General features: G+C 62.7%; 23 protein-coding genes. 10 read left to right on the forward strand and 13 right to left on the reverse strand.

Going from position 1 to position 21,719, the window contains the following annotated elements:
• Window positions 1-425: 425 nt before the first annotated feature.
• Window positions 426-1,106 carry an EF-hand domain-containing protein gene (locus BV071_RS25705; protein ID WP_265594888.1) on the reverse strand — a complete coding sequence of 227 codons (681 nt, stop codon included), beginning with the start codon at window positions 1,104-1,106 and terminating at the stop codon, window positions 426-428.
• Between the two features lie 258 nt (window positions 1,107-1,364).
• Between BV071_RS25705 and BV071_RS25710 the strand changes: the two genes are divergently transcribed.
• Together BV071_RS25710 and BV071_RS25715 are read left to right on the forward strand one after the other, a co-directional pair.
• Window positions 1,365-1,940: a hypothetical protein gene (locus BV071_RS25710; protein ID WP_035613439.1), complete on the forward strand. Its 576-nt coding sequence runs from the start codon at window positions 1,365-1,367 to the stop codon at window positions 1,938-1,940.
• Window positions 1,941-2,057: 117 nt separating this feature from the next.
• Window positions 2,058-2,957, forward strand: a complete 900-nt coding sequence (locus tag BV071_RS25715; RefSeq protein ID WP_035613441.1) for a YihY/virulence factor BrkB family protein — start codon at window positions 2,058-2,060, stop codon at window positions 2,955-2,957.
• 1,247 nt (window positions 2,958-4,204) lie between these two features.
• On the opposite strand, the gene BV071_RS25730 is transcribed toward BV071_RS25715, so the two are convergent.
• Both BV071_RS25730 and BV071_RS25735 read right to left on the reverse strand, forming a co-directional pair.
• Complete coding sequence (locus BV071_RS25730; RefSeq protein ID WP_265594889.1) at window positions 4,205-4,561, reverse strand: hypothetical protein; 357 nt, start codon at window positions 4,559-4,561, stop codon at window positions 4,205-4,207.
• 157 nt (window positions 4,562-4,718) lie between these two features.
• Window positions 4,719-5,042, reverse strand: coding sequence for a hypothetical protein (locus BV071_RS25735; protein WP_035613448.1), 324 nt, complete (start codon window positions 5,040-5,042; stop codon window positions 4,719-4,721).
• Window positions 5,043-5,552: 510 nt separating this feature from the next.
• Here BV071_RS25735 and BV071_RS35770 point away from each other — a divergent pair.
• From BV071_RS35770 to BV071_RS35775, 3 genes are all read left to right on the forward strand, one after another.
• On the forward strand, window positions 5,553-5,795 hold the full coding sequence (locus BV071_RS35770) for a hypothetical protein (protein WP_265594890.1): 243 nt from the start codon (window positions 5,553-5,555) through the stop codon (window positions 5,793-5,795).
• Window positions 5,792-6,685, forward strand: coding sequence for a hypothetical protein (locus BV071_RS25745; protein WP_035613452.1), 894 nt, complete (start codon window positions 5,792-5,794; stop codon window positions 6,683-6,685). Before BV071_RS35770 ends, BV071_RS25745 begins: the two co-directional genes overlap by 4 nt.
• 654 nt (window positions 6,686-7,339) lie before the next feature.
• Window positions 7,340-7,549 carry a hypothetical protein gene (locus BV071_RS35775; protein ID WP_265594891.1) on the forward strand — a complete coding sequence of 70 codons (210 nt, stop codon included), beginning with the start codon at window positions 7,340-7,342 and terminating at the stop codon, window positions 7,547-7,549.
• 204 nt (window positions 7,550-7,753) lie between these two features.
• Here the strand turns inward: BV071_RS35775 and BV071_RS25750 are convergent, their stop codons facing one another.
• Window positions 7,754-8,344, reverse strand: coding sequence for an outer membrane beta-barrel protein (locus BV071_RS25750; RefSeq protein ID WP_035613454.1), 591 nt, complete (start codon window positions 8,342-8,344; stop codon window positions 7,754-7,756).
• Window positions 8,345-8,982: 638 nt separating this feature from the next.
• Between BV071_RS25750 and BV071_RS25760 the strand changes: the two genes are divergently transcribed.
• Window positions 8,983-9,291: a hypothetical protein gene (locus BV071_RS25760; RefSeq protein WP_265594892.1), complete on the forward strand. Its 309-nt coding sequence runs from the start codon at window positions 8,983-8,985 to the stop codon at window positions 9,289-9,291.
• 21 nt (window positions 9,292-9,312) lie between these two features.
• On the opposite strand, the gene BV071_RS25765 is transcribed toward BV071_RS25760, so the two are convergent.
• From BV071_RS25765 to BV071_RS25780, 4 genes are all read right to left on the reverse strand, one after another.
• The gene (locus BV071_RS25765) at window positions 9,313-9,678 is read right to left on the reverse strand and encodes a hypothetical protein (RefSeq protein WP_035613460.1); all 366 of its coding nucleotides are present in this window, start codon (window positions 9,676-9,678) and stop codon (window positions 9,313-9,315) included.
• A gap of 73 nt (window positions 9,679-9,751) precedes the next feature.
• Window positions 9,752-10,051, reverse strand: coding sequence for a hypothetical protein (locus BV071_RS25770; protein WP_265594893.1), 300 nt, complete (start codon window positions 10,049-10,051; stop codon window positions 9,752-9,754).
• Window positions 10,052-10,190: 139 nt separating this feature from the next.
• Complete coding sequence (locus BV071_RS25775; protein ID WP_035613464.1) at window positions 10,191-10,517, reverse strand: hypothetical protein; 327 nt, start codon at window positions 10,515-10,517, stop codon at window positions 10,191-10,193.
• Between the two features lie 467 nt (window positions 10,518-10,984).
• Window positions 10,985-11,206, reverse strand: coding sequence for a hypothetical protein (locus BV071_RS25780; protein WP_035613467.1), 222 nt, complete (start codon window positions 11,204-11,206; stop codon window positions 10,985-10,987).
• A gap of 142 nt (window positions 11,207-11,348) precedes the next feature.
• On the opposite strand from BV071_RS25780, the gene BV071_RS25785 reads away from it, so the two are divergent.
• Complete coding sequence (locus tag BV071_RS25785) at window positions 11,349-11,885, forward strand: DUF1003 domain-containing protein (RefSeq protein WP_035613468.1); 537 nt, start codon at window positions 11,349-11,351, stop codon at window positions 11,883-11,885.
• A gap of 225 nt (window positions 11,886-12,110) precedes the next feature.
• On the opposite strand, the gene BV071_RS25790 is transcribed toward BV071_RS25785, so the two are convergent.
• The 4 genes from BV071_RS25790 to BV071_RS25805 form a co-directional block, all read right to left on the reverse strand.
• Complete coding sequence (locus BV071_RS25790; RefSeq protein WP_035613470.1) at window positions 12,111-12,500, reverse strand: hypothetical protein; 390 nt, start codon at window positions 12,498-12,500, stop codon at window positions 12,111-12,113.
• A 191-nt stretch (window positions 12,501-12,691) separates the two neighbouring features.
• Entirely contained in the window at window positions 12,692-13,579 is an 888-nt protein-coding gene (locus BV071_RS25795; RefSeq protein ID WP_035613472.1) for a hypothetical protein, read from the reverse strand.
• Window positions 13,545-14,582: a hypothetical protein gene (locus BV071_RS25800; RefSeq protein WP_035613474.1), complete on the reverse strand. Its 1,038-nt coding sequence runs from the start codon at window positions 14,580-14,582 to the stop codon at window positions 13,545-13,547. The genes BV071_RS25795 and BV071_RS25800 overlap by 35 nt, the downstream gene beginning before the upstream one ends.
• Before the next feature lie 229 nt (window positions 14,583-14,811).
• On the reverse strand, window positions 14,812-16,605 hold the full coding sequence (locus BV071_RS25805) for a hypothetical protein (RefSeq protein ID WP_035613476.1): 1,794 nt from the start codon (window positions 16,603-16,605) through the stop codon (window positions 14,812-14,814).
• 973 nt (window positions 16,606-17,578) lie between these two features.
• Between BV071_RS25805 and BV071_RS35780 the strand changes: the two genes are divergently transcribed.
• Window positions 17,579-17,866 carry a hypothetical protein gene (locus BV071_RS35780; protein ID WP_265594894.1) on the forward strand — a complete coding sequence of 96 codons (288 nt, stop codon included), beginning with the start codon at window positions 17,579-17,581 and terminating at the stop codon, window positions 17,864-17,866.
• Window positions 17,867-17,987: 121 nt separating this feature from the next.
• On the opposite strand, the gene BV071_RS25815 is transcribed toward BV071_RS35780, so the two are convergent.
• Window positions 17,988-18,551, reverse strand: a complete 564-nt coding sequence (locus BV071_RS25815) for a PEP-CTERM sorting domain-containing protein (RefSeq protein WP_035613480.1) — start codon at window positions 18,549-18,551, stop codon at window positions 17,988-17,990.
• A gap of 221 nt (window positions 18,552-18,772) precedes the next feature.
• On the opposite strand from BV071_RS25815, the gene BV071_RS25820 reads away from it, so the two are divergent.
• Window positions 18,773-20,275 carry a hypothetical protein gene (locus BV071_RS25820; protein WP_035613482.1) on the forward strand — a complete coding sequence of 501 codons (1,503 nt, stop codon included), beginning with the start codon at window positions 18,773-18,775 and terminating at the stop codon, window positions 20,273-20,275.
• Complete coding sequence (locus BV071_RS25825) at window positions 20,272-21,639, forward strand: hypothetical protein (RefSeq protein ID WP_035613483.1); 1,368 nt, start codon at window positions 20,272-20,274, stop codon at window positions 21,637-21,639. The genes BV071_RS25820 and BV071_RS25825 overlap by 4 nt, the downstream gene beginning before the upstream one ends.
• Window positions 21,640-21,719: the final 80 nt, after the last annotated feature.

Here is a 21,719-nt window from a genome sequence, read left to right on the forward strand (position 1 = left end):
ATTGCCGAGGGCGCAGGGAGCAGAAGCGGACGAAGCGCCTCCCATTCCGGATCGGACAGACTGCTGGGGTAGCCGGGCATCCCGGCTTCTGCGGACTCCAATTGGAAAGGTACAGCTCAACAAAGGTTTGGAGTTAATTTTCAGACAGCCTCTAACAACTTCCCTGTGTTCCGTGTATTCCGTGGTTAGCTTCTTCGGCTGTTAAATTTCGCGCCTTTCGCGGTCAAACTAAAGCTCACTCCATCCCAGCGAGCACCCTTGGAAATCCAAGAACTCCACCCCAACCCTTCCTCCATTCGTCAGATTCGCCTGATTCGTGGTGCCTCCCATCTTCCAAAAACAACGGCCCCGGACGGTGGTAAGCCCATTAGCCACCGTTCGGAGCCTTGGAGGGGTGAATTAACGCCCCAAAAATCCCTTCGCTGTTAGAAGTTCTGCCGCACTCCCGGATTCCACTCCGAGATGCTCAGCGTCCCATCCAGGTTCACATCGAAGCGCGCGAACTTCGCCGCAACCTTCAGGTCTGATGTCCCGCGCTTCAACCAGAAGGCAAACTCCGCCTGGGTGATGATCCCGTTGTTATCGAAGTCCGCCAGCTCGCGGATGCTGAAGGTCACCCGCGGCGTCTGCCCGTGGCGATAGGCGAGATACTCCTCCAGCGTGATCGACCCGCTCTCATCCAGGTCCGCACGCAGGAAGTTCCTCCGGATGTTCACCATCGAGGTCCGCAGCCCGTTCACGGTCACGAACTCATCGAAGCTCAGCGAGCTGTCCAGCGAGGCCTCCGCGATCAGGAATTGCCGCTCCAGCTTGTTGTTGAAGCTCAGCGTGCCGTTGTAGATCAGGAATTCATTGAGCTGGACCGTACCGTTCACATTCGCATCCGCCAGTGCGAAGCGGCGATTCTGCGCCTTCAGGTTCAGGCCGGCCTCCAGCGTCGTGCTGAACTCCGCCTTGTCCAGGCTGCCGCTCGCATCCACATCCGCCGTCGTGAAGATGGTGGTGTCGAATACAACTGCCGTGGAGGTGGCAGTCGTGGCGAGCATCAGGCCCAGCGGGGCGAGGATCGATGACAGGATCGTGGTGTATGGGTATCGTGGTTTCATGGTGGGACCCCTTTAGCAACGGTCGTGCCCTGAGCCAGGAATAGCCCCCGCGGATCTAACAAACCCTGCAATTGCAGGCATTCCAAGGCCTTGCCGCCCATCGCGCACTCTCCGATGGCGATGCGAATTGCGAGCCCATGGTTTGCAGCTTGCGCATCCACATCCGCCTTTTCGCGGAAATGCGGGCAGCCTGCGCGGCGGCACGGCAATTGCGAAGGAGTTTAATCGAATTCCAACAAACCAACCTCATTAACCGCCATGACCACGACCCAAGCCCACAACGACAGCCTTCGCCTCTACCTCAATGACATGATCGCCGTGGAGCGCGACATCGCGAATGCCGTGCGCGGCCAGCTCGGCGATGACCGCGTGCAAGGCCATATCGAACTCAGCGCCCTGCTCGACCGCATCGTCACCGGCGCGGAGTCTCGCATCGCCCGCCTCAAGGAGCTCTCGAAGGAAGAAGGCGGCCAGCTCGGTGCCACCATCAAGGAAGGGGTGACCGCCGTCACCGGCAGCCTCGCCGGCGTCTATGACAAGTTCCGCCAGCACCCGCTCTCCCGCATGGTGCGGGATGATATTGCCGCCTTGGACGTCCTCGCCATCAGCTACTCCATGCTTCTCACCCTCGGCCTGGCCGCCGGGCATGCTGGCACCGCCATCCTCGCGGAGGAGGGTCTCAAGGATTGCCCGCCCATCATCGTCGCCCTCACCGGACTGCTGCCGGTGATCGTCGCCCAAGAACTCAGCGCGGATGCCCCACTGGCCAACCCCGCCGCCGCCCAGGTCGCTCAAGCCGCCATCCGCGAAGCATGGCAGGTCTCCTGCGGCTGACAGCAACGCACCCGCCACCCGGCTCGTCGGGAAAGGGATCTCAATCTCAAATTTGAAATCTGAAATTTCAAATCGGCCTTTCCACCGCTCACCGATCACTCGGCACTCTGCCTTCCCATGAACCCACGCGAAGAGTGGCTCACCCTCCGGCAGACCTTCACGGAGTTCCAGGAGGACAATGCCCTGCGTCTCAGCGCCGCGCTGGCTTACTACTCCGCCTTCTCCATCGCCCCGATCCTGCTCATCGCCATCGCGGTGGCCGGCATGGTCGCGGGCGATGAAGCGGTGCGCGGCAGTCTCTCCACAGAGCTCCGCTCCAGCCTCGGTCCCACCGGTGCGCTGGTCGTGGAGGATATGATCGCGCACGCTTGGCAAAAGGATCGCAATGCCTGGTCCGCCGTCATCGGTGTCATCATGTTGCTCTTCGGCGCGGGCGGCGTCTTCGGCCAGCTGCAGGAAGCGCTCAATACCGTCTGGGGCGTGAAGGCCAAGCCCGGCCAGGGCTTCGTCCGCATCCTCAAGGACCGCTTCATCTCCTACGCCATGGTCCTCGGCACCGGCTTCCTGCTGCTCACCTCCATGCTCCTCACCGCCGCGATCGATGCCGCCAGCAAGTACGCTGCCTCCCACCTCCCGGTCGCGCCCCAGCTCTGGTACCTCGCCAATCTGGCATCCTCTTTTGCCATCATCACCGGCCTCTTCGCCGCCATCTTCAAGGTCATGCCCGATGTCAAACTCGGCTACCGCGACGTGATCACCGGTGCCGCCTTCACCGCCTTCCTTTTCGTCGCTGGCAAGACCGCCATCGGCTGGTACCTCGGCCGCGAATCCACCGCCTCGCCCTACGGCTCCGCCGGCGCCCTCGCCCTGGTGCTACTATGGGTCTACTACTCCGCTATCATCCTCCTCTTCGGCGCCGAGTTCACCCAAGTCCGCGCCGGCCGCCGCGGCAAGAAGATCGAACCCACCCCCAACGCCCGCGAGCGCGAACCGGAAGTAGCCGGCCCGGAAAAGTAGTCCGCACAAGCTGTGTGCGGACGAAGCAGTTCCAGGGGACCGCCCCATGCCAGGCTGCTGGGAGCGCGGAGGCTCCGCCCCGCAGAACGGTCCCTAACAGCCCGCCACCAAGGACGGTCCAATGGGAACTCCGTTCCTTAACCTGCTTCAACGGTCAGGCGCAGCGCCAGGCAACTCTCAAGCCGCCGGCGTCTCCGCCCCCGCCACATCATCCCCCCGATCCACAAAACCAGATAGCCCGCCAGTGCCGGCCAAAGTGGGAATGTGAACCCACGAGTATCAATCGTGGAGAGGACCTCTTCGTTGCGTCTGCTGAATGGCACACTCGTCATCGAACTGCTCACTGCGGGAAACCACGGGCAGCGCATATCCGAGCTCGAGACCGGACTGCGCTTAAAGGCCCCCCACGGCCGCGTCCCTGCAAAGCTGAATCCCGCGCCGTACCCGGATCCCGGCTTCACAACGTAAACCCTCTCGTAGCCGCGGACTTCGCACTTCGCGATGATCAACCCCACGGACTTCAAAGCGGGAACTCCCACACTCCGCTGCCAATAGGTCTCATGGTAACGCGAATCCCCCCACACCCAGAGCAGGAACACCGCCGGCATCAGCCCCAGCCAAAATCCCAGCGAGCGGTGGACGCGCAGCTTCATCATGGCGATGCTTCTCCGGCATTCTCATCCACCATCACGACCGCCAGTCTCCGCTTCCTCCTCCCCCACCAAATCATCCCCCTGATCCACAAAACCAAATAGCCCGCCAGCGCCGGCCAAAGCGGGAATGTGAACCCACGCGTATCAATCGTGGAGATGACGTCCCCGTCGAACCTGGTGAAAGGATCACTCGTGCTCGTGCTACTCGCTGCGGGGAACCACTGGCATGGCAGACCAGACTTCGGGACCGGACTGCGCTTGAAGGCCCCCCACGGCCGCGTCCCTGCAAAGCTGAACCCCGCGCCGAACGTAGGTCCCGGCTTCGGAACGTATTCCCTCTCGTAGCCGCGGACTTCGCACTTCGCGATGATCAACCCCACGGACTTCATAGCGGGAACTCCCATACTCCGCCGCCAATAGGTCTCATGGTAACGCGAATCCACCCACACCCACAGCAGGAACGCCGCTGGCATCAGCCCCAGCCAAAATCCCAGCGAGCGGTGCAATCGCATCCCCCGCATCCTGCGCGACTCCACCGCGGAATCAATGCGATTTGAGTTATCTGCCACGGCCGCAGGGCAGGGGAGTACCCGCTCAGCCCCACTTCCCTTCCATCCAGTCAGAAAGCCAGGACATCAGCAGCGGCAGCACCAGGATGAGCCACCCCAAGCAGCGGATAAAGCGTGCCCCGATCTCGCCGCGATAGACCCGGTCGAAGGGTCCCTCCGGCTTCCACCGCGCCTCCGCCGAGGCACTGCGGCTCAGCAAGTCCGCGCACCAGATCGGGAACAGCCCGGCGTAACCTATCTCGTCGTGCCCCGTCAGCACCGGTGGCCAGCCGTGGTGATTCTGCAGGTAGAGGTAGAGATAGTAGGCCCCCACCACCATCAGCGAAGCGATCCGATGGGTCCACTGCTCCCAATGGGTCGCATAGTCGCCTTCCATCTTCATGCTTCCCATGGCTGCTCCTTTCCTTCCTTTCGCACCCACTGAAGCACGGGAGCCAGCGTCCAAACCAGCTCCCAGTTTGGAATCACCGGCTCACCGCCGCCTCCCCGATCTCAAATCCAATCTCAAATTTGAAATCCGAGATCCCATCCTTCACCGCTCAAGCCTCCTCGCCATCCTCATCCTTCCGCACTGGCCGCGCGGCTGCCAGCAACGCTGCCGCCGCCGTGACACTCCCGATCAAGACTGCCTCCGCCGCATAGTTCCCCACATCCATCACGGCTGGTCCTGAGTACAATTGGCGCGTCATCGTCGGCCTGCCATCGATCATGAGTTGGACCTGCACCGGCACATTCTCCACGCGATTGAAAGTATCCGAGAAGACCGATGCCCGGCCCAGATCCTCCGGCTGATCCCCCGTGCTCAGCCGCGGCGGCTGGAAGCTATGCAAGGCCAGCAACACCAGCCCCGCGACAATGATCATTCGAACCGGTCCAATTCCATTCATAGCGTGATAGATCAAATCCTCGCCCCCTTCTCCACCATCGCCCTCCCGATGTCCAGCCCCCCGCCGGGCAGCCCCACAGTACCCTAAGGCCCTGCGGAGGGCGGACACTCCTGTCCGCCCAAACCTCCCAAGCTCACCCTAGTCCGGAAACCACCGACGCCATCACTTCCGTGTATTCCGAGTATTCCGTGGTTACCCTCTCCGGCTGTTTAGATCCGTGCCCGTTCCCGGTCTGGAAATGGGAACCACGGATGAACACAGATGGACACGGATGAAAGGCAAGGATCATGAAACCCAGCCCATTCTAAATCCGTGCTCATCCGCGACATCCGTGGTTTGATCTTCTGCTGCTCAGATTTCGCGGCCTTTCGCGGTTCCTTCTTCTCCCCATTCGTTGGATTCGCCTGATCCGTGGTGCCGCCACTTGCCTTGCCCGCGAGTTCCCGCCTTTACACCTCTCCTGTTTCCCCTATCTCATCCCTCTGTATGAAACCCCTATCTGCTGCCGGCCTTGCGCTTGGCAGCCTCGCCCTCGGCATCCTCCTCGGCAAGGGCCCGATGTCCTCCGCCGGCCAGGCGAAGGACGGCGCCGCCGCATCCGCCGATGCGGAGGCCGCGCCGCCAAGTCCACCCGCAGCGCCCCTGCCTCCCTCCACCCCGGCGTCGCCACCATCCGCCAGGCAGAGCCCGGCGAGCTTGCGGGCCTCACCGAGCAGGCCGCGACCATGAGCGATCCCGTGGAGATCCAGCGCCTCCTCTCCGAGTGCCTGCTCCACATGACCGCGGAGAACTGGCGCGATGTCATCGCCACCTTCAACAAGATCTCCATCGAGAGCGGCCGCGATCCCGCGGATGCGTGGAAGCTCTCGCTCTTCCGCTCCGGTCAGGTCGCCGGTGCCGAGGCCATGGATAGCTTCCTGAATGAGAACTTCCCCAAGGCCGGAACCCCCTGCTGGCAGACCCTCTACGGCTGGGCCTCGAAGGATCCCCACGCTGCGCTCGATTGGGTCAAGAAGGCCGAGGCCACCGGTCACCCATCCAGCCCCGGCCATTACGGTGCCATCATCTCCGGCACCGCCCTCAGCGATCCCCAGGCCGCGCTCAAGCTGTTAGAAGAAATCCCTGCCGCCATGCGCAAGAACTGCGCCGGCAACCTGGTCTGGAATGTCGTCCAGAATGGCGGCACCCCGGCGCTCGATTCCGTGCTCAAGTATGCCTCCACCCTCGACGCCACGGACTCCGACAACAAGAAGCTCGCCGACGAACTCTTCTACGAGACCAGCGAGAAGCTCCTCTGGCAGGCCGACCACGCCCGCGATGTCCAGCAAGGCTGCGATGTCGTGCTCAAGCTCGCCCAGTATGGCCGCGACCCAAATGAACTCACCGGCGCGTTGATCCGCAAGTACCGCTGGTACGCCATGTCCGAGAAGCTGAACATCCTCGAGACCGTCCGCACCGGCATCTCCGGCACCGAGCTCGAGCTGCCCTCCCTCGCCTCCGCCGTCATGAATACCATGAGCGGCGATGGCGACCGCGTCGCCGTCCGCGAGTGGATCGACAAGCACCCCGACTCTCCGCTCATCCCGCACCTCCAGTCTCGTCTGCCCAGCGGCCCGTGAGCTCGCATCTCTTCCTGGGAGCGCGGCGGCTCCGCCCCGCTTGGACGGTCGTGCGAACGAACCCTTGGAGGCCGCCTCGAATGGCGCGGAGTTAAGACCGGTCTACGACTACCGAGAGCGCTATGTGGAGTGCGGTGGCACGACACCGCTTTGGCTCCGGGTTGGTGATGTTGTGGCAAACGGCTCCGGATTGCCCGGGAGTGAGCTTGGCGGTGGGCGCTTCGTTCACGCTGCGGGGAAGGGCCGGGAATTGAAGAATGCCAGCGCTCCCGCAGCCAAAGCGGTGTCGTGCCACCGCACTCCATAGGACGCTCCCTGGATTCGGCATCCGCTGGAGCGCCCGGCCCAGAAGGTGATCGAGCGGTGCAGCGCGGGCTTCATCTGAGGCCTCTCTAACACTTCATTCCACATCCGGGAATTCCGCATTCTTCATTTGTCCGCGCCGGGGGCCCCGGCTGCGGGTCAAACGAGTATCGGACTTTGTGCAAGGGAGCATCGGAAGTCTTCCGCCTGCCGGGCTATTATACGGCCTCGCGCGAGCTCCCCGATTCCTTCCTGATCCGGCATTCCAAAAATACCTTCCGCCGCCGATTTGACGGCTAACAATTTCGGGTGCATCTTTCCCGACGCTACACTTCACCCATCTCTTTCCATATGGCTTCCCACTGGCCATCCCAAAACCCCTCGGCCTCTACCGCTCCTACGGCAGGCCGAAGCGCGAGCCCGTGCGACTCGCTCCTATCCCTGAGCTCGGCGCAATTCGACCAGCTCCTAGGGGACTTCCTCGCTAGCCTGCGCGAAGTCCGCCGTCTCAAGGAAGAACTCCAGCGCCGTCGCAGCGCCACCGGCCCCGCGGCGAAGTAGTCCACCGGATCGGCAGCGCGGCTCTTCAAGCCGCTTGGACATTCGTGCGAACCCATCCCGCGTCCCCGCTCCAGGCCCCCTCCTGCCGCCTACCGCTCACAAAAAAAGCCATCCCCACGATAGGGGATGGCTGCCACTGCAAATGGCGTTTTTTTGTCGATGCGCTAGGAAATCAACCGAATTACTAGAGCCGTGTGACTTCGCTTAGAAGTTGAAGCGGATGCCTGCTCCCAAGCCCACGTCGTCGAGGTTGTCGAGCTTCGCGCCGAAGAGGCTCACGTCGTCCATCCACATGTAGCGGACACCGGCGTAAGTCTCGAAGCTCGGGCTGAACTTATAAACCACCCCGGCGAAGGCCTGAGCGGTGAAGACCCAGTCGTCATCGCTAGCCAGACCGGCGCTCAGGTCCACGCTCGATGCACCCAGGCCGAGACCAGCATAGGCGCCGAACTTGTCGTTGAACATGTGCGTGTACTTGTAGTTCAGGGTGATCGGCACGATGTCGATGTCGATGTTCACCAGGAAGGGGAAGGTGGTCTGCTCTTCACCCATCCAGCCGGATTCCAGGAACAGCGCGGAGCCGTTGCCGAAGTCGTAACCGAAGTGGCCGTTGTAAAAGGCTTCCTCCGCATCGAACATATAGTCCACTCCACCACCGAGGAACCAGTGCGGATCACTCACCGAGGAATACGATGGCGTGGTCTGCTGCGTGGTCGTCGTCTGGGTATAGTCTCCCGCCTGGGAAACCGCTGCGCCCATGAGGAGGGCTGTGCTGATGGCAATCGTAGTTTTCATGGTCAGTAGCTGCGTGTGGTGAGAAAAGATTCTCATCGTCCAGTTCGCTCAGCAAAGTGCATGCCTCTCCTTCGTTTTGATCGATAATCCTATGTCCATCAATGATTTGCCATCTGGTCCGGCTAGGCAAGGGACCGCTAGAAAACGGACAAATGCACTGCCTGAACCTGTAGCCGCTGCAAAGTGCATGCGTCATTTTTCCCGACCGCTCGCTAAGCCAGCAGCAGTCCGGCAAGCGACACCACGCCGCCCGTCCACGCATGAATCCATCGTCCAAATGCGAAGCGGAGGCCTCATGTTTTCTACTAGGGATGTAATACTAAGCTAAGTAATCAATGCAGCGGAACGACGATGCGGACCCGCGGACGACTACGTTAGACTAAGTAATCCGCGTACGCTTGCGTGCCGGATTTCCCTCGCACGCGCTTCTCATTGTGGCAGGGTGCAATGGCTGGCCTCCCCGTGGCGAGTTCCGCCGCCACCGGCGTCAGGTGGGTTTTCGAATCATTCCTCCTCATCAAACACAACTACCGCTATTTTGCGCGGCGGCCCTTCAGTCCCCTCTGGTGGGAAGCTGCCCTGCTGATCGGGCTACTGTCCTTTCTCCTGGCAATAGTGCCGCAACTCCTCCGCTGAAGATGCCCAAGCTACCATCGCCCGTGCCGATGTCTGAGCTGCGGGCCGCCATCGCCGCGCAGAGAGTGATCGTGGTCTGGCACCAGGGAGAAGAAATCGAGATCGAGCCGCACGCCCTCTTGCAGGCCGCGAAAACCCACGCGCTCGTCCTCGCTGCGTGCAAGCCCAGTGACCGGATGGGTCCATGGCGCTTCTATCGTTTCGCCGAGATTCGCGGCCTGCAGTTGCGGGATGAATTCTTCGACCGCCGCACGGATCTACCTGAATTCGTTCCCGTCGCCCGGCCTAACAAAACTTCGCGCGGACTCTAACGGGTCTGGGCCAATCCCCACTCACCCGCGCACCAAGCCTTCCGGGAAGCGGTGGTCCTGCAGCATCAGGATCCGCTGCTCCGGGCGCGCCTCGATCGCTGCACTGATCCAGTGCCGCGCCAGCGCCAGGCCGGTGTGGGCCGCGTGCCACACCGCCCCTTCGTGAAAGAAGGCCGCGGCGATCTCACGGTCCTGTTCGTTTCCCTGCGCCAGCATCAGCGCGATCGCTTCACCCTGGCTCCACGCCCGTAGCCCGATCATGCAGAGGATCCTGAGGCGTAGCACTTCCGAGCCCGTCTGCTGGAGCTCTGGCAGTGCATCCAGTGCGACCCAGGCATCCTGGAACAGATTCAGTGCGATGTAACCTTCCGCCTCTTCGATCGTCATGCAGCAAGCCCTCGCCTTGCTGACGCATCCGGGGGGACCGCGGTTACAGTCCTTTTCTCCAGCCTGCTGTCAGTTAGCGGGCTGGTGGCCGGGTCGCGTGGCGTTTCCGGCGCCCCGGCCCGCTTCTGGTGGGAGTCCGGCGCGGCGGGCAGAATACCCGCGAATCCAAAACCGGCACCCCGGAGGCCACCACCACCTCGCCCACCGCCCGCCGTGCGGAGGATAGGTTCTCGTAGTCGTGCGTCCGGCATTCCAGCAGCGCACCGGATCCGCCCTGCGCGGTGAAGCCGATGATCCGAAGCCGGTCGAAGAGTTCATCCAAGGCGTCAGGCATGCAGGATGCCGCCACTTCCAGGTGGAGCAGGATTTTCACGGAGTAGGGTAAGATGAGAAGTAAGGGTGGGGTGATGCGGGAGAGGCGCAGATGCAGCAGCTCGACCCGCTGGCCACCCTTTTGCGCGTCACGTGCCAAGCCGCCGCCCCTGGGCACCGCATCGCCCGGGCGCACTCCGCTAGCGCGCCAGGCCAGCCGCTCTAACAAGACCGGGCTCCTTCTGCGGACCGCGCCAATCCATCAGCAGCGATGGAATCTCACGCCGCGCGAAGGTGGCACCCAGGGCTTCAAACCCGCGCAGGTGGGCGTAGCGGAATACCACCCAGTGCCCGGCCACCGGTCCCTCCCGCACCCACGCCATCAGCACCAGCGCCGCGCGGCGGTTCTGCGACATCTCGTGCGGCTCTACCATCCAATCCTCGCCCTCGAATTCAAAGCGGATGCAACTGGACGTCCGGATCGCGATCCGGATGGCGGAGAGGGGAGCTCGGGAAGATTTTGTCATGACCCCGCAAAATCGGCAGTCCTGTGCATTTGTCAATTGACCGCTAGCAATGACAATTGACCGCAAATTGCATGGGCTCGACTGCACCCTGCAACGCTGCGCCAGCCTGCCGCAGGGGGATCTCCTAGAAGCATCGTAGTTTTGGAGTGCCCCAGTCTTGGCGCGGCCCCTGCAACAAGGCTCCCGCCCGGCAATTCTCAGTAGACCCAAACCCACCCCCCGAAATGCGGCGGGGCCGATGGTGCCCCAGCCACCGGACCCGCCGCTCAACAATCTCCAGGAACACGGCATGATGGACTGCCACGGCTGCCGCGGCTGGTGAGGCGACCAGCCGCGGCAACACCGGGCGAGCCCCTGATCCGAATCATCTCCCCGACCCAAACCCAAGAAAAAGACCAAGCCGCGACCCTGGCGGATCGCGGCTTGGTTCTTTTCTGGCGGGCTAGGGGATTGCCGCTGCCCTTACTTCACTTCTTCTCCTCCGTGGTCTCCTTCTTCTCGGTGGTGGTGCCGTTGGGAGTCACGGTCTTCTCGGTCTCCGTCTTCTTCTCCGTCTTGGTCCCGCCCGCTGGCGGCGTCACGATCACGGTCTCCTTCTTCTCGGCAGGAGGATTGATCGTGGTCTGTTCTTTTCTTTCGCAGGCGGCCAGTAGTGCGATCGCGGCTGCGGCAATGAGGTAGGTCTTCATGGATTTGTGGTTTGGGTTGACGTTCACGAAGGGAGCTTACCGCTCCCCGCGCATTTCGCATCTAACGCATTCGCCGTGCCGTTTCCCTCTTCATCCGCGCGCGGACCGCTCCACCCGGCCCCTCTCGTGCTAGGGATGGCGGATGCAGAACGAAGATGAAGCCGCCGCTCCCGGCCAATCGCAATCCGTGGGAAACATCGTCGCGCTCCTCAAGCGCCGCCACGACGCCCGGCTGCGGCATTCCCTCGCGGAGCGCTTCATCGCCCGCGCCACCACGTCCCTTGCGACCATTTGGTCCGTCTACCTCCACCTCCTGCTCTTCGGCCTCTGGGTCCTGGCCGCCCGCGGCCTGCTGCCCATCCGCGGCTTCGATCCCGAGCTCAGGATCCTGGCCCTCATCCTGGCCCTGGAATCGATCTTCATCGCCACCTTCGTCCTCATCGCCCAGAAGCGCATGCAGGACCTCGCGGAGATGCGCGCGAACCTCACCCTCCACATCAGCCTACTGGAAGAACGCGAGAACACCCGCCTCATGCACCTCATCACCCGCATCAGCGACAAGCTCGGCATCAGTATCCACGAAGACGAAGAACTCGCCGAACTCATGCAAGACGTCGACCCCGAGAAGCTCCTCGGCGAGATCGAAGCCGGCAGTTCCGGGAGCAAGACCCGCGCCTGAGCGGGTCGGCTGATGCGATCTCCGGCCGCTCAAATTTCGTCCGTTTGCGGCTTAGGCATCTGAACCACGAATGAACACCGATGGACACGAATGAAAGGCAAGGACCTGTGACCCCAGTCCATTCTAAATCTGTGTTCATCCGTGCAAATCCGTGGTTAGATCTTCTGCCTTTCAGATTTCGCGTCCTTCCGCGGTTAAAACCAAATTCCACCCACTCCCCGGGATTCAGTCATCATACCAGCCGTCGCTCGTATCCCGCGCGGGTTTCTGGCAGATCCACAGCAGCAATCTGCCGCTGGCAAAGATCGCCGTCCCATAGGCGAGCGAGAGCAGCAGCCAGCCCAAGATCAGGAGGATCACCGCCACGCACCCGCCGAGGATGCCCCAATCGTTTGTGGTCGGGCGCGTGACCCCGATGAGCCACATCATCGGCACCGTGATGGGCTTCGCCATCTGCTCCCCCAGTTCCGCTTTCGGGTTGCTCACCATCTCCAGGCGGTCCGCCCCGGGCTCGGGATAGGAAGCCCACATGCAAAACCACAGAGTGAAAAACTGGTAGACGCACCCTAGCAGGAAGCAAAGCGAGACGCCGATGACTTTGGTGCGCAGACGCATGGAAAGCGCTCATCCTAACCAAGGCCGCCTGCATCTCAATGGCATCCCGACCATTCACGCGCATTTCACCGTTCCATCAAACTCGGCTCCGGAGCCACCGGTGCCTTGATTTTCGTCAATCAAAGTGTGGGCCTCCACGCGGGCGGTAATGCTCTTCCCGGAAGAGCAGCCGATTGATGGGAGAGTGCTCGCTACCCGGGCTGGAACCAGATCGCCAGCAAGGTCCTGATCGCACGCCGATCCTCCATCGACCAAAAGCGTTCGATGACGACCGCGCCCCAGCTATCTTCGTCTGCAAAATACTCGTGGGCAATCTGTCTGGCGAGGGAGAAGACCGTGCTTCCTTCGAGCTTGGCTTTCACCTCCATCGCTTGCCTGCCTTCATCCCGGGAGCTCATGGCGACGATGCGGCAGACATCCACCGCATGCTTTTCCGCCTGCGAGCGCGAGTAGCGGCGTTGCTCTTCCGTGAGGTCAGATCTCCCGGATCTTTGGTGGCGGTCAGCCATTGCCGTCAACTTCATCACGCACCAGGTGACTGCATTCGGGATCTGGATCCCGATGCCATCCACATCGAGAGTCTGGGGATGCAATTCGCAGCCTCCTGCCTCGTGATTGTGTCGCGCATGGATTCCATCACTGCCAAGGGAAGGCTTATGCTTGATTCGATGATCCTTGAAGGAGAGTTCTGCCTCTCCCTCCGGAGGGGTCACCGCGTGAAACTCGATGACTACCGATCCTCCGCCGGCAGATTTCTCAAACTGCCAGCGTGGATTCCGTGCCGTGACTTTGAAGCCGCAGGCATCAAGGGCATCTACCATCGACTTCTGATCCGCGGCGTTGCGGATGAAGGCCAGGTCAATCACGAAGTCCAGATCCTTGGTCGTGCGCGGTGCCGCTTGGCTCCACCTTTCCAAGGGAATCAGGATTCCTTGTCCGCCACGCTCCAGCAGCATTTCCTGCTTCAAGAGCAAGCCATAGCCTCCAGCAATAGCCAGCGGCGGAGTACCTGCGCCTGCCAAGTGGTTCCACAGTGCAAGGAACTCAAGCTTCAGGGTATCTTGGGACGCCGGATTCATTTGTTATCTCCTCGATCAATCGCTTTTTCAAATCCCGGGCACTCTCTTGCTGCCGGGCATCGCCCGCCTGGAGCTCCAGCCAGGTTTGTAGCAGGCTGGCCCAGCGCAGCCCGTCAGTGCCGACGATGTTCCCGAAGTAGAAGCCGCTTTCCTTGGTCTCGATGAACTGCACGTCTGCGAAGCCCGGAGTGACTGCCTTGGTGATTCGGCGACCCATGGCATTGAGTGCCATCAAGATGTTCGAAACGGCGATCTTCAGGGGGCCGTGACGTGGTAGTGCCGAGTGGAGAGATACCGACGATTCCCCGGTCACACCCCAGCGGAGCAGGCGCTGATAGCCGGCAACCGGCGTGGAGAGTGACAGGCTGGACAAGCAGTCGGCGATATTTAAGCCGTCCTCGACATTGGCAAAATACGTCACTGGATCCCCTGGCATCTTCCAAGCTTTCGCCAGTTCCTCCAGCAGCAGCAACGGCTCTGTAAGGATGATCGATCCACCTGCCTTTCGGACGATGCGTTCCTCCACCAGGGCACTCACCGCCTTTGAAACTTGTGAGAGCGACAGCGGCTTCCCGATCTCATCGACGGCACCGTTGGTTGCCAGTGCTTGGTGCAGTGCGTTAAGGGAAGGCCACCTGCCCTGCGCCAGCAACATCCTTCCGACCATCGCCGAGCGACCGTTGAACGGCTTGTTCAAGCTGCGGCTGTCCGGATAGAGGTTGGGGTTGCCACGACGGCTGACAAGCAGTTTGCCCGGCGAGATGATCAGGCCATTTCCGCAGGCATCGATCCCGCTTACCCTTCTTTGTTCCAATTCATCCAAGCGCTTGTCGGAAAGATAAGGGACGAGAATCAGAGGAGCCCCTCCCGTGGCACTCGCTTTGGCAATTGCCCTCTCTATTGCTTCGGGAGTGCTTCGCGACTTTGCCTCCACCACAAATTGGAAGATCTCGTCCGTTTCTCCCAGCGAGCGCCAAGAAAGTTCTACCGTGGGGTCACCCATGAAGGGCTCGCAATGAGAGGTCGACGCCAGCACATGCAAGCATCCGAGAATTATCCCCCCGGGCTCGACTAACGAAAGCAACTTATTTTCAGTTATTTGCTTCAAAGAGCTATTTTCCTCCGCGGGAAAATAGGTATTTTTGAGAAAAAAGCGACACGTTTTTCCTAAAAGGACCCATTTCCCAATGGGGAAAATGGAGATTTGGGGAAATTCTCAGGCTCTATCGAGCTTACTTCCAAGCACTCACCCTTTCCCAGCCGCCGTTGCCGCGGTCTCCGGGTTCGGTGCCGCGGGCTCTTCTCATGCAGAACTCCCCGGCACTCGGCAAGACCTCCCAAGCCATCGCGGCGGCCATCACATCGTCATCGTGCTCGCCGGGTGCCGCCTCGCTGCGGCCGTTGGACTTGGTGATGAAGACCATCGCCTCGTGGATCCAGTCGCGGCAGAGGACTTCCACCTCGCGGTTGCGGATTGCGGCGGCGAGTCCCTCGATCACCATCCGGCGCTGGTTGTCATCGGTGAGCTTGAAGCCATACTGCTCCTCCCGCGATTTCGTGCGCGCGCTCTCCACCACCCGCTTGTAGAGCGGGACCCCGGCGTCCTTCAGGAGACGTAGTACTTGCAACCCCTGGTTCACCTCCAGCGCCACGAGCGCATGGCCATACCACTGGCTCAGGCGGGTCACGTGGCCGGCCGCCACATCGTCATCCCCGGTGAAAGGGGGGCGGATCCGGGCCACCAGCCGGGCCGGAATCGCCCGGTCCAGGCCGGTATCGAAGTAACGAGCGCGCCAGACTTGGATCGAGGTGCGATCCGGGTCCGCGCCGATCGTCTGGCTCTCGCCGGTCGCAGGATCGCAGGCGATCACATAGCGCATGCCCTCGCGCGGCCGCTCCCAGACTTGCAGCTCGCCCTTGCCATCGCGCTGCGGGGAGAAGGCGACGCCGCCGGTCTCCTGCGCGACCAGCCAACCGGTCTCGGACATCGCTTGTCGCGCGCGGGCATCCATATCCATCAGCACGCTCATCTCAAAGCGTGGCGCACCGCTGGCGGCCCAGCAGGAGACATCGTCCTCCGGGTAGTAGCAGTCGAAGATCTTCTCCGAGCCATTGCACTTTGCGTCGATGGTATCGCGGCGCCATGCGATCTGCTCCCAGTCCCAGGCATGGCGCTCGATGCCCTGCTCCTCGCTGGGTGAGAGCGTCTCCCTGATCCGCCCGATCTCGCCCGCGCTCACCGCCTTGCCGCGGCGGTGCTCGGGGAATTCCCACCACGCGGCGAAGACCTTCACCCACACCTCCTCCGGCGCGCAGCTCGAGTCTAACAGCGCGAGCAACTCCTCCAGCCGCAACGCCGCCGCATAGGTATCGAAGAACCAGCCGAAGGCACCCTCCGGCGTGCTCTCCGCGATCACCACCGAGGGCGAGCCGCCGAGCGAGGGAAGTACGGCTGCCATCGTACGTTCCGCGTTCTTCACCGCGGTGGCCGGCCATTTGGCCACCTCCGAGAAGTGCGCGGCTTGGCGCGTGCCGCCCACACCGGCATCCGGATTCTCCGCGCTATCGACCGTCCAGTTCGTGCCGTGGTCCCAGGTCACGGTGCGCTTGGTCCCGCCCATCCGCCGGCCCCAGGGGAAGCGGTCGCTGTGGCCGTAGCTCTTGAGCTTCTGCAGCAACTCCTCCGAGTGCTCCTTCACATCGGAGATCACGATGCCCTCCACCGCGCGCCGCTGGCCGAAGTGATACATGATGTGCTGGGCGAAGGTGCTGCAACCGACCTGCCGCGGCTTCACCACGATCATGCGGATCTTGCCCACCCCGCGCTCCATCAGCGTCTCGAAGGCGGTGCTCATCCGGCGCTGCAGCACATTCGGCGGCGGATTCTGCAGCGGCTGGTTGTTGCGGTCCTTGATCGTCACGCAGGTCGCGAAGTGGACTGCGGGCGAGATCATCGCGAGGGCGAGCTGCTCGCCCTCGGGCAGGTGGGAGAGGGCGGCGGTCAGGTCGGGCTGCGCGGCAGGCATCCGGGCAGGGTACGGCGCGGATGCTCCTCCCGGACACGGGCGCAAGTCACCCTTTCTCCCATATCCATAAACGAAATAGCCGGAGCATCTCCAGGAGAGTGGGGATGCTCCGGCTAGGTCCGTGGGGTGCGGGTCCGGTTCGTTTGCGGGGGGAAAGTAGGTGGACGCGGGGGCTGTGGCGAAAGGGTACGCCACGTGCCAAACGATGGAAGTAGGGGGATCGAAGCAAGGATCAATCCGTCGCGTGCGCGGTTGGGTTGTGACTGCGGTCAGTCATCCATCCATTTGTAGATGGATGACGGAAGGAGTCATCGGGAGGCGCGCAAGCGGAGGGGGGAATCGATCCGATATGCTCCGATTTGAGGAGGGGGGCAGCCGGGTGCTTGTCCGCTGATCCGAGGGCTATCCGCCGAGCAAATGAGAGGCGCAGTCGGAAAGCGTGAATAGATCCGCGGACAAGAAATCTGGCTGTGGTCCATCAATTCAATTCAATCGGGTGACACGTGGCGGGTGGGGTGGGTCGGGTGAGCGAGCGAATGCGGTGCCCGCCGCGGATGCGATCCAAGCCGGCGGGTGCGGTCGTCCTTTTAGCAGGGGCGGTGCCAGGGTTGCTTGCCAAGCCCTTGGCGGAGCCGAGGGATGGAACGGCGTTCGGGATGGCGCGTGCGTAGCGGATGCAGGCGGGAAGGAGGATCCAGCTTGATTCGATCTGTTAGATCACCGCCGTGAGCAGGGAAAAATGCTTGGCCGGGAATCCGCGACCGAAGCTGGCAAAGGCGCGATTCCAACGAATTTTGAATGCACGGAAGGCAGCTCGCTCTGCAAGCTGCATGGGAGGCTGCGGCAGAGTGCATGGCGTGGCGGGCACCCGGGCGGGGGATTCGCCGGATTTTGGCGGATCCGCGCGGCCAGGAAGGGCGGCACGCGGCGTGCGAAGGGAGCGGCCAACTCACTCTTACCTGCACACGTATATATGATGAAGCATCGCGACTCCTTGGGGACTGATTTCCACTTTGAAGCCCGCTCCTATGCCCCGGCAGAGGAAAGGCGCTTTGATCCGACCTTGCTGGCGATGATGGTCCTGACCGCGATGCTGATCGCGATCGTGTGGCTGGTGGTGAGGTCGGGGCCGGTGGAGCTCAGGGGGCAGTCCGGGCCGGTGGAGCAGCAGGGCGGGGTGAAGGGACTGGACCCGGGCCCGGGAGACCCAAGGATGGACCCGGCGGAGGTGATGGGCCACGATCCACGCGGGAGGCGGTGAATCTGTGGAGGACGTCCCTGAAATGGATCGCCCCCGATTCTAACAGTGAACGCAGGCCCTCCGGCAAGCGGCCGCACTGGACCGCCTGCCGGAGGGTGGGAATGATGATCAATTGGCTGGCTCAAGCGGCGCGGCGGCGGCGCAGGAAGAAGCCGGCGCCACCAAGCCCGAGGAGCAATGCCGAGCTGGGCTCGGGAACGACGGCGGCGGTGTCGCTGATCCTGACACCGAAGTCTTGGGCGATGAAGACGCTGGACGAGGTGTCAGTGGGCACGGAGCTCTCCATGATATCGCTCGTGGTGAGGCTGCCAGCGCTGAGGACCACGGTGTCTCCAAGGTTCAGGGCCACGAAATCCCCGTAGAGGTACATGTCATCCTCGGTCATGTCGTTGTTGGCGTAGCCATAGCCCATGTAATTGATCGCTTTTGCCGGGCCGCCATTCACGGAATAGGTGATGGAGCCAGTGACCGATCCCCCGAAGTCCGCCCCGAAGCCATCGAAGACGAAGATGGGTGCAGACACCCCTTGCTGGACGGTGATGGTGAAGGTGATGGGCGAGAGCAGCGTCACCGTCACCGGCGCGCCACTGCCGCCGGAGGTGTCGAGGGTCACGGCTGCCTCCGCGCTGGGAGCGCAGGCGAGCAAGGGAAGGGCGAGGGTGCAGAGCAGGGCCGGGGATCTCATCTTTTGTTAGATCGGGAGTGTGTGTGGGTGTGCCGCCGGAGCGGGCGGGAGGTCTAGGGGGCAGGTGATGGGGAATCAATTAACTTCCCCTAAATACACCTGATCGCGTAGGGGCCCGGACGCCTGTGCGGGCCCTGCGGTGATTTCCGCTCATCCCGCGGGGCGGCAGTTATGTCCTTTCCAAATGGGTCCGCGCTTTTGCATCCTGCCCGCTGAAGCTCATGCCCGGTCGAAAGCCGCCGCTCATCCCGCTCCTTGCTGCCGTGGCCGGTCTGCTGCTGAGCCATAGGCTGGTGGTGTGGATGGGATTGGCGGCGGGAAAGGAGAGCAGAGGCGAAGCTCGAACCTCGAAGGCCGAAGCTCGAACGTCGAAAGAGGAGGGAGGTGGAGTCGGCACCTTGCCGCTGGAGTCGAAGATCCAGCGGGAGCAGCGCGCGATGATCGATGAGCTGAAGCGGCGGGCGCTGGTGCGGGCGGAGGAGGAGAATCGGCGTGGGGGACTGCTGGAGTATCGGGAGGCGAATTGGGCGAAGGTGGTGGCGGCAGAGCGGGAGAAGATCCCGGCGGATGCGGATGTGAAGGCGCTGGTGGAGAATGCGCCGACGAATGCAATCGGCGATGAGAAGGTGGTGGCGGCCTTCGGGGTGTGGCTGGACCGGGATGCCACGGCGGCGCTGGGATGGCTGGCGGGGACGGCGGGGTATGAGGAGCTGGGAACGCTAAAGGTGGAGCTCTCGCGCTGGCTGGGTGAGGGTGGCAGGCATGCGCAATTGACCGCCTTGATGGATCGCTATCCGGCGGCGGAGGGGATCTTGTTCGAATCGGCAGAGGAACTGGCCAAACAGCGCGGTGCGGAGTTCAGCTTCGCGCTGGCGAAGTCGCTGAAGGATCCGGAGGAGCAGTTGGAGTTCATCTCCACGGCGCTGGATGATGTGGACTTCGTGAAAGCCCACCTGGCGGAGTTGGGGCCATACTTGAAGGGCGGGCTGGAGACGCGCTTCCTCAGTGCCCTGATAGGGGCGGGGCCGGCGGAAGAGGTGGAGGATGCGATGCGGAAGGCGGGGCTGCCGGAAGCGATGCTGCTGAAGTATCGTGAGAAGATCGAGGAAGCCGCGCATGAGGTGGAGGGCCAAATGGCCGAGGAAGAGGCGTTCAAGCGGAAGCTCGACCAGGTAATGGCCTCGCGAGCATCGGAGGCACCGCCGTCGCTGGAACTGCAAGTCGCGGGGATGGCGGCGGAGGGCAGTTCGTGGCGGAGTTACACCACCGATTTCAAGCAGCGCCTGCCGGAGTTCCGAACCTGGTGCGATGAGGTATCGGACGGGCGCATGAGTGGGGACGAGGTGTTGGCACGGGTGAAGGAGGCGTGGCCGGAGTCGGCAGCGGCAGGGCTGGAGGGAAAGCTCCGCACGCTGGTCTTCCGCGAGATATTCAGGGAGGATCCGGCGGCGAGCATGCAGTGGTATCAGGAGGGCGGAGGAGACTTGGAGGGGCTATTCGGCGAGGACGCGGACGGGATCGCCGGCGAGCAGGTGCTGAAGCTGATGGCGGCGTATCCCGATGTGGCGGAGTTGGCAGGTGAGGATTTCGGGGGGAAGTGCCGCTCGAGCTTGGCGAGCTGGAAGAAGATCGATCCGCAGGGATATGCGAAGGCGAGCGCCGGGCTGCGGGGTCAGGCGGGATGGAGTAAATTTCTTCCGGATGAGGAGGCGGAGGGAGAATGATGAAGTCTGAGCGGAAGGGCCGGGCAAGGGCGTGGGGGGCGATCGTGCTGCTGCTAGTCGCGACGCATCTCGGCGCCTATCTGGTGGCTAGATCGCTGGGGCGGAGCGGTGGCGATGGGAATGATGCGGGTGTGGCAGATGCGGCTGAGAGGGCCTGGGCGATGCCGGGGAAGTCGGTGGATCGGGAGCGGGATGATGTGGAGAAGCGCCTGGCAGGGCTGGGGCCGGCGGGCTTCCGGCGCTTGCTGGGTGAGCTGGAGCAGCCGGGCAGCGGGCTATCGCGGGAGGACTTCTTGCTCGTGCGGGAGGAGCTTTTCCGCGAGTGGCTGCGACGTGATCTGGTCTCGGCGATGGATGTGCTCTGGCGGCCGGAGTCCGGGTGGCGTTATGCGGAGCCGAGAAGCTCGCTTTACCGCGAGCTCAAGGAGGAGATCTCGCGGCATCCGGATGAAGTGGCGGGGTGGATCGCGGAGCGGCGCTACGGCTCAAATACGATGGGTTTAGTAATGAAGTGGAGCGAGACGCTGCTGGAGCAGGGGCAGGTCGCGGTGGTGCTGGAGCACCTGGACCTGCTGCCCGGGGAGCTCTTGCGCGGGACCCTGCCCAGCCTGGCCCGGCAAGCGAATGCGGAGCAACTGGCGCAGGTGGGGGCGCGGCTGGACCTGCTGGGAGAGGATGCCGGCGGGGCGGATGTGGTGAACGCGTATGCGGAGCGCAAGCTGAGGCTGGGGAAGGATGATCCCGCCGCGATCTTCGCGGGTGAGGAGAGCGGGAAGATGCGCGAGGCGCTGGCCACGATGTGGGTGGTGCGGGAGTCGGCGAATCTGCCGCCACGGGATGCGGTGGCGGTGCTGATGAAGTTCCCGGCAGAGCTGCGCGAGCAGTCGGCGCTGGGGATGATGGAGGAGGAGCGTCGCGGCGGTTATGCGGCGCGGGCGGAGTTGCTGGATGCGCTGGATGGGCAGGGGCTGGTGGGAGAGATCAAGGGACATCAGGCCTGGAAGATGATCGAGGATTCACAGGCCGAGGAGATGCGCCCCGAGTGGGACAAGGGGACGCCGGCGAAGTTGCTGGAGCTGGCGCGGGTGATCCAGCGGGATGATCTGCGGCACTACTTCCTGCAGCAGGCGATGTGGGATCCGGCGTACGCGAGAGTGGATGATCTGTTAGCGGTGCTGCCAGGCTTGCCGGCGGGCGGGGACCGGGATGCGCTGGTGGCGGGTATGGCGGGGCTGAGCTATCTGGGGCCGGAGCTGCGGGGGAAGTTACTGGAGTGGGTGGGGGATGAGAGATTGAGGGAGAAGGTGAGGACGGAGATGAGCGGGGAAGATGGTATCCCAAGGGGCCCGGTGCCGGATTTTTGAGAGGCGGAGGGAGGCTGATGTAGGCACCACGAATCGGACGAATCTGACGAATATTTGAAAGGCAGAAGATTTAACCACGG

This window comes from Haloferula sp. BvORR071 (genome assembly GCF_000739615.1).
Classification (GTDB): domain Bacteria; phylum Verrucomicrobiota; class Verrucomicrobiia; order Verrucomicrobiales; family Akkermansiaceae; genus Haloferula.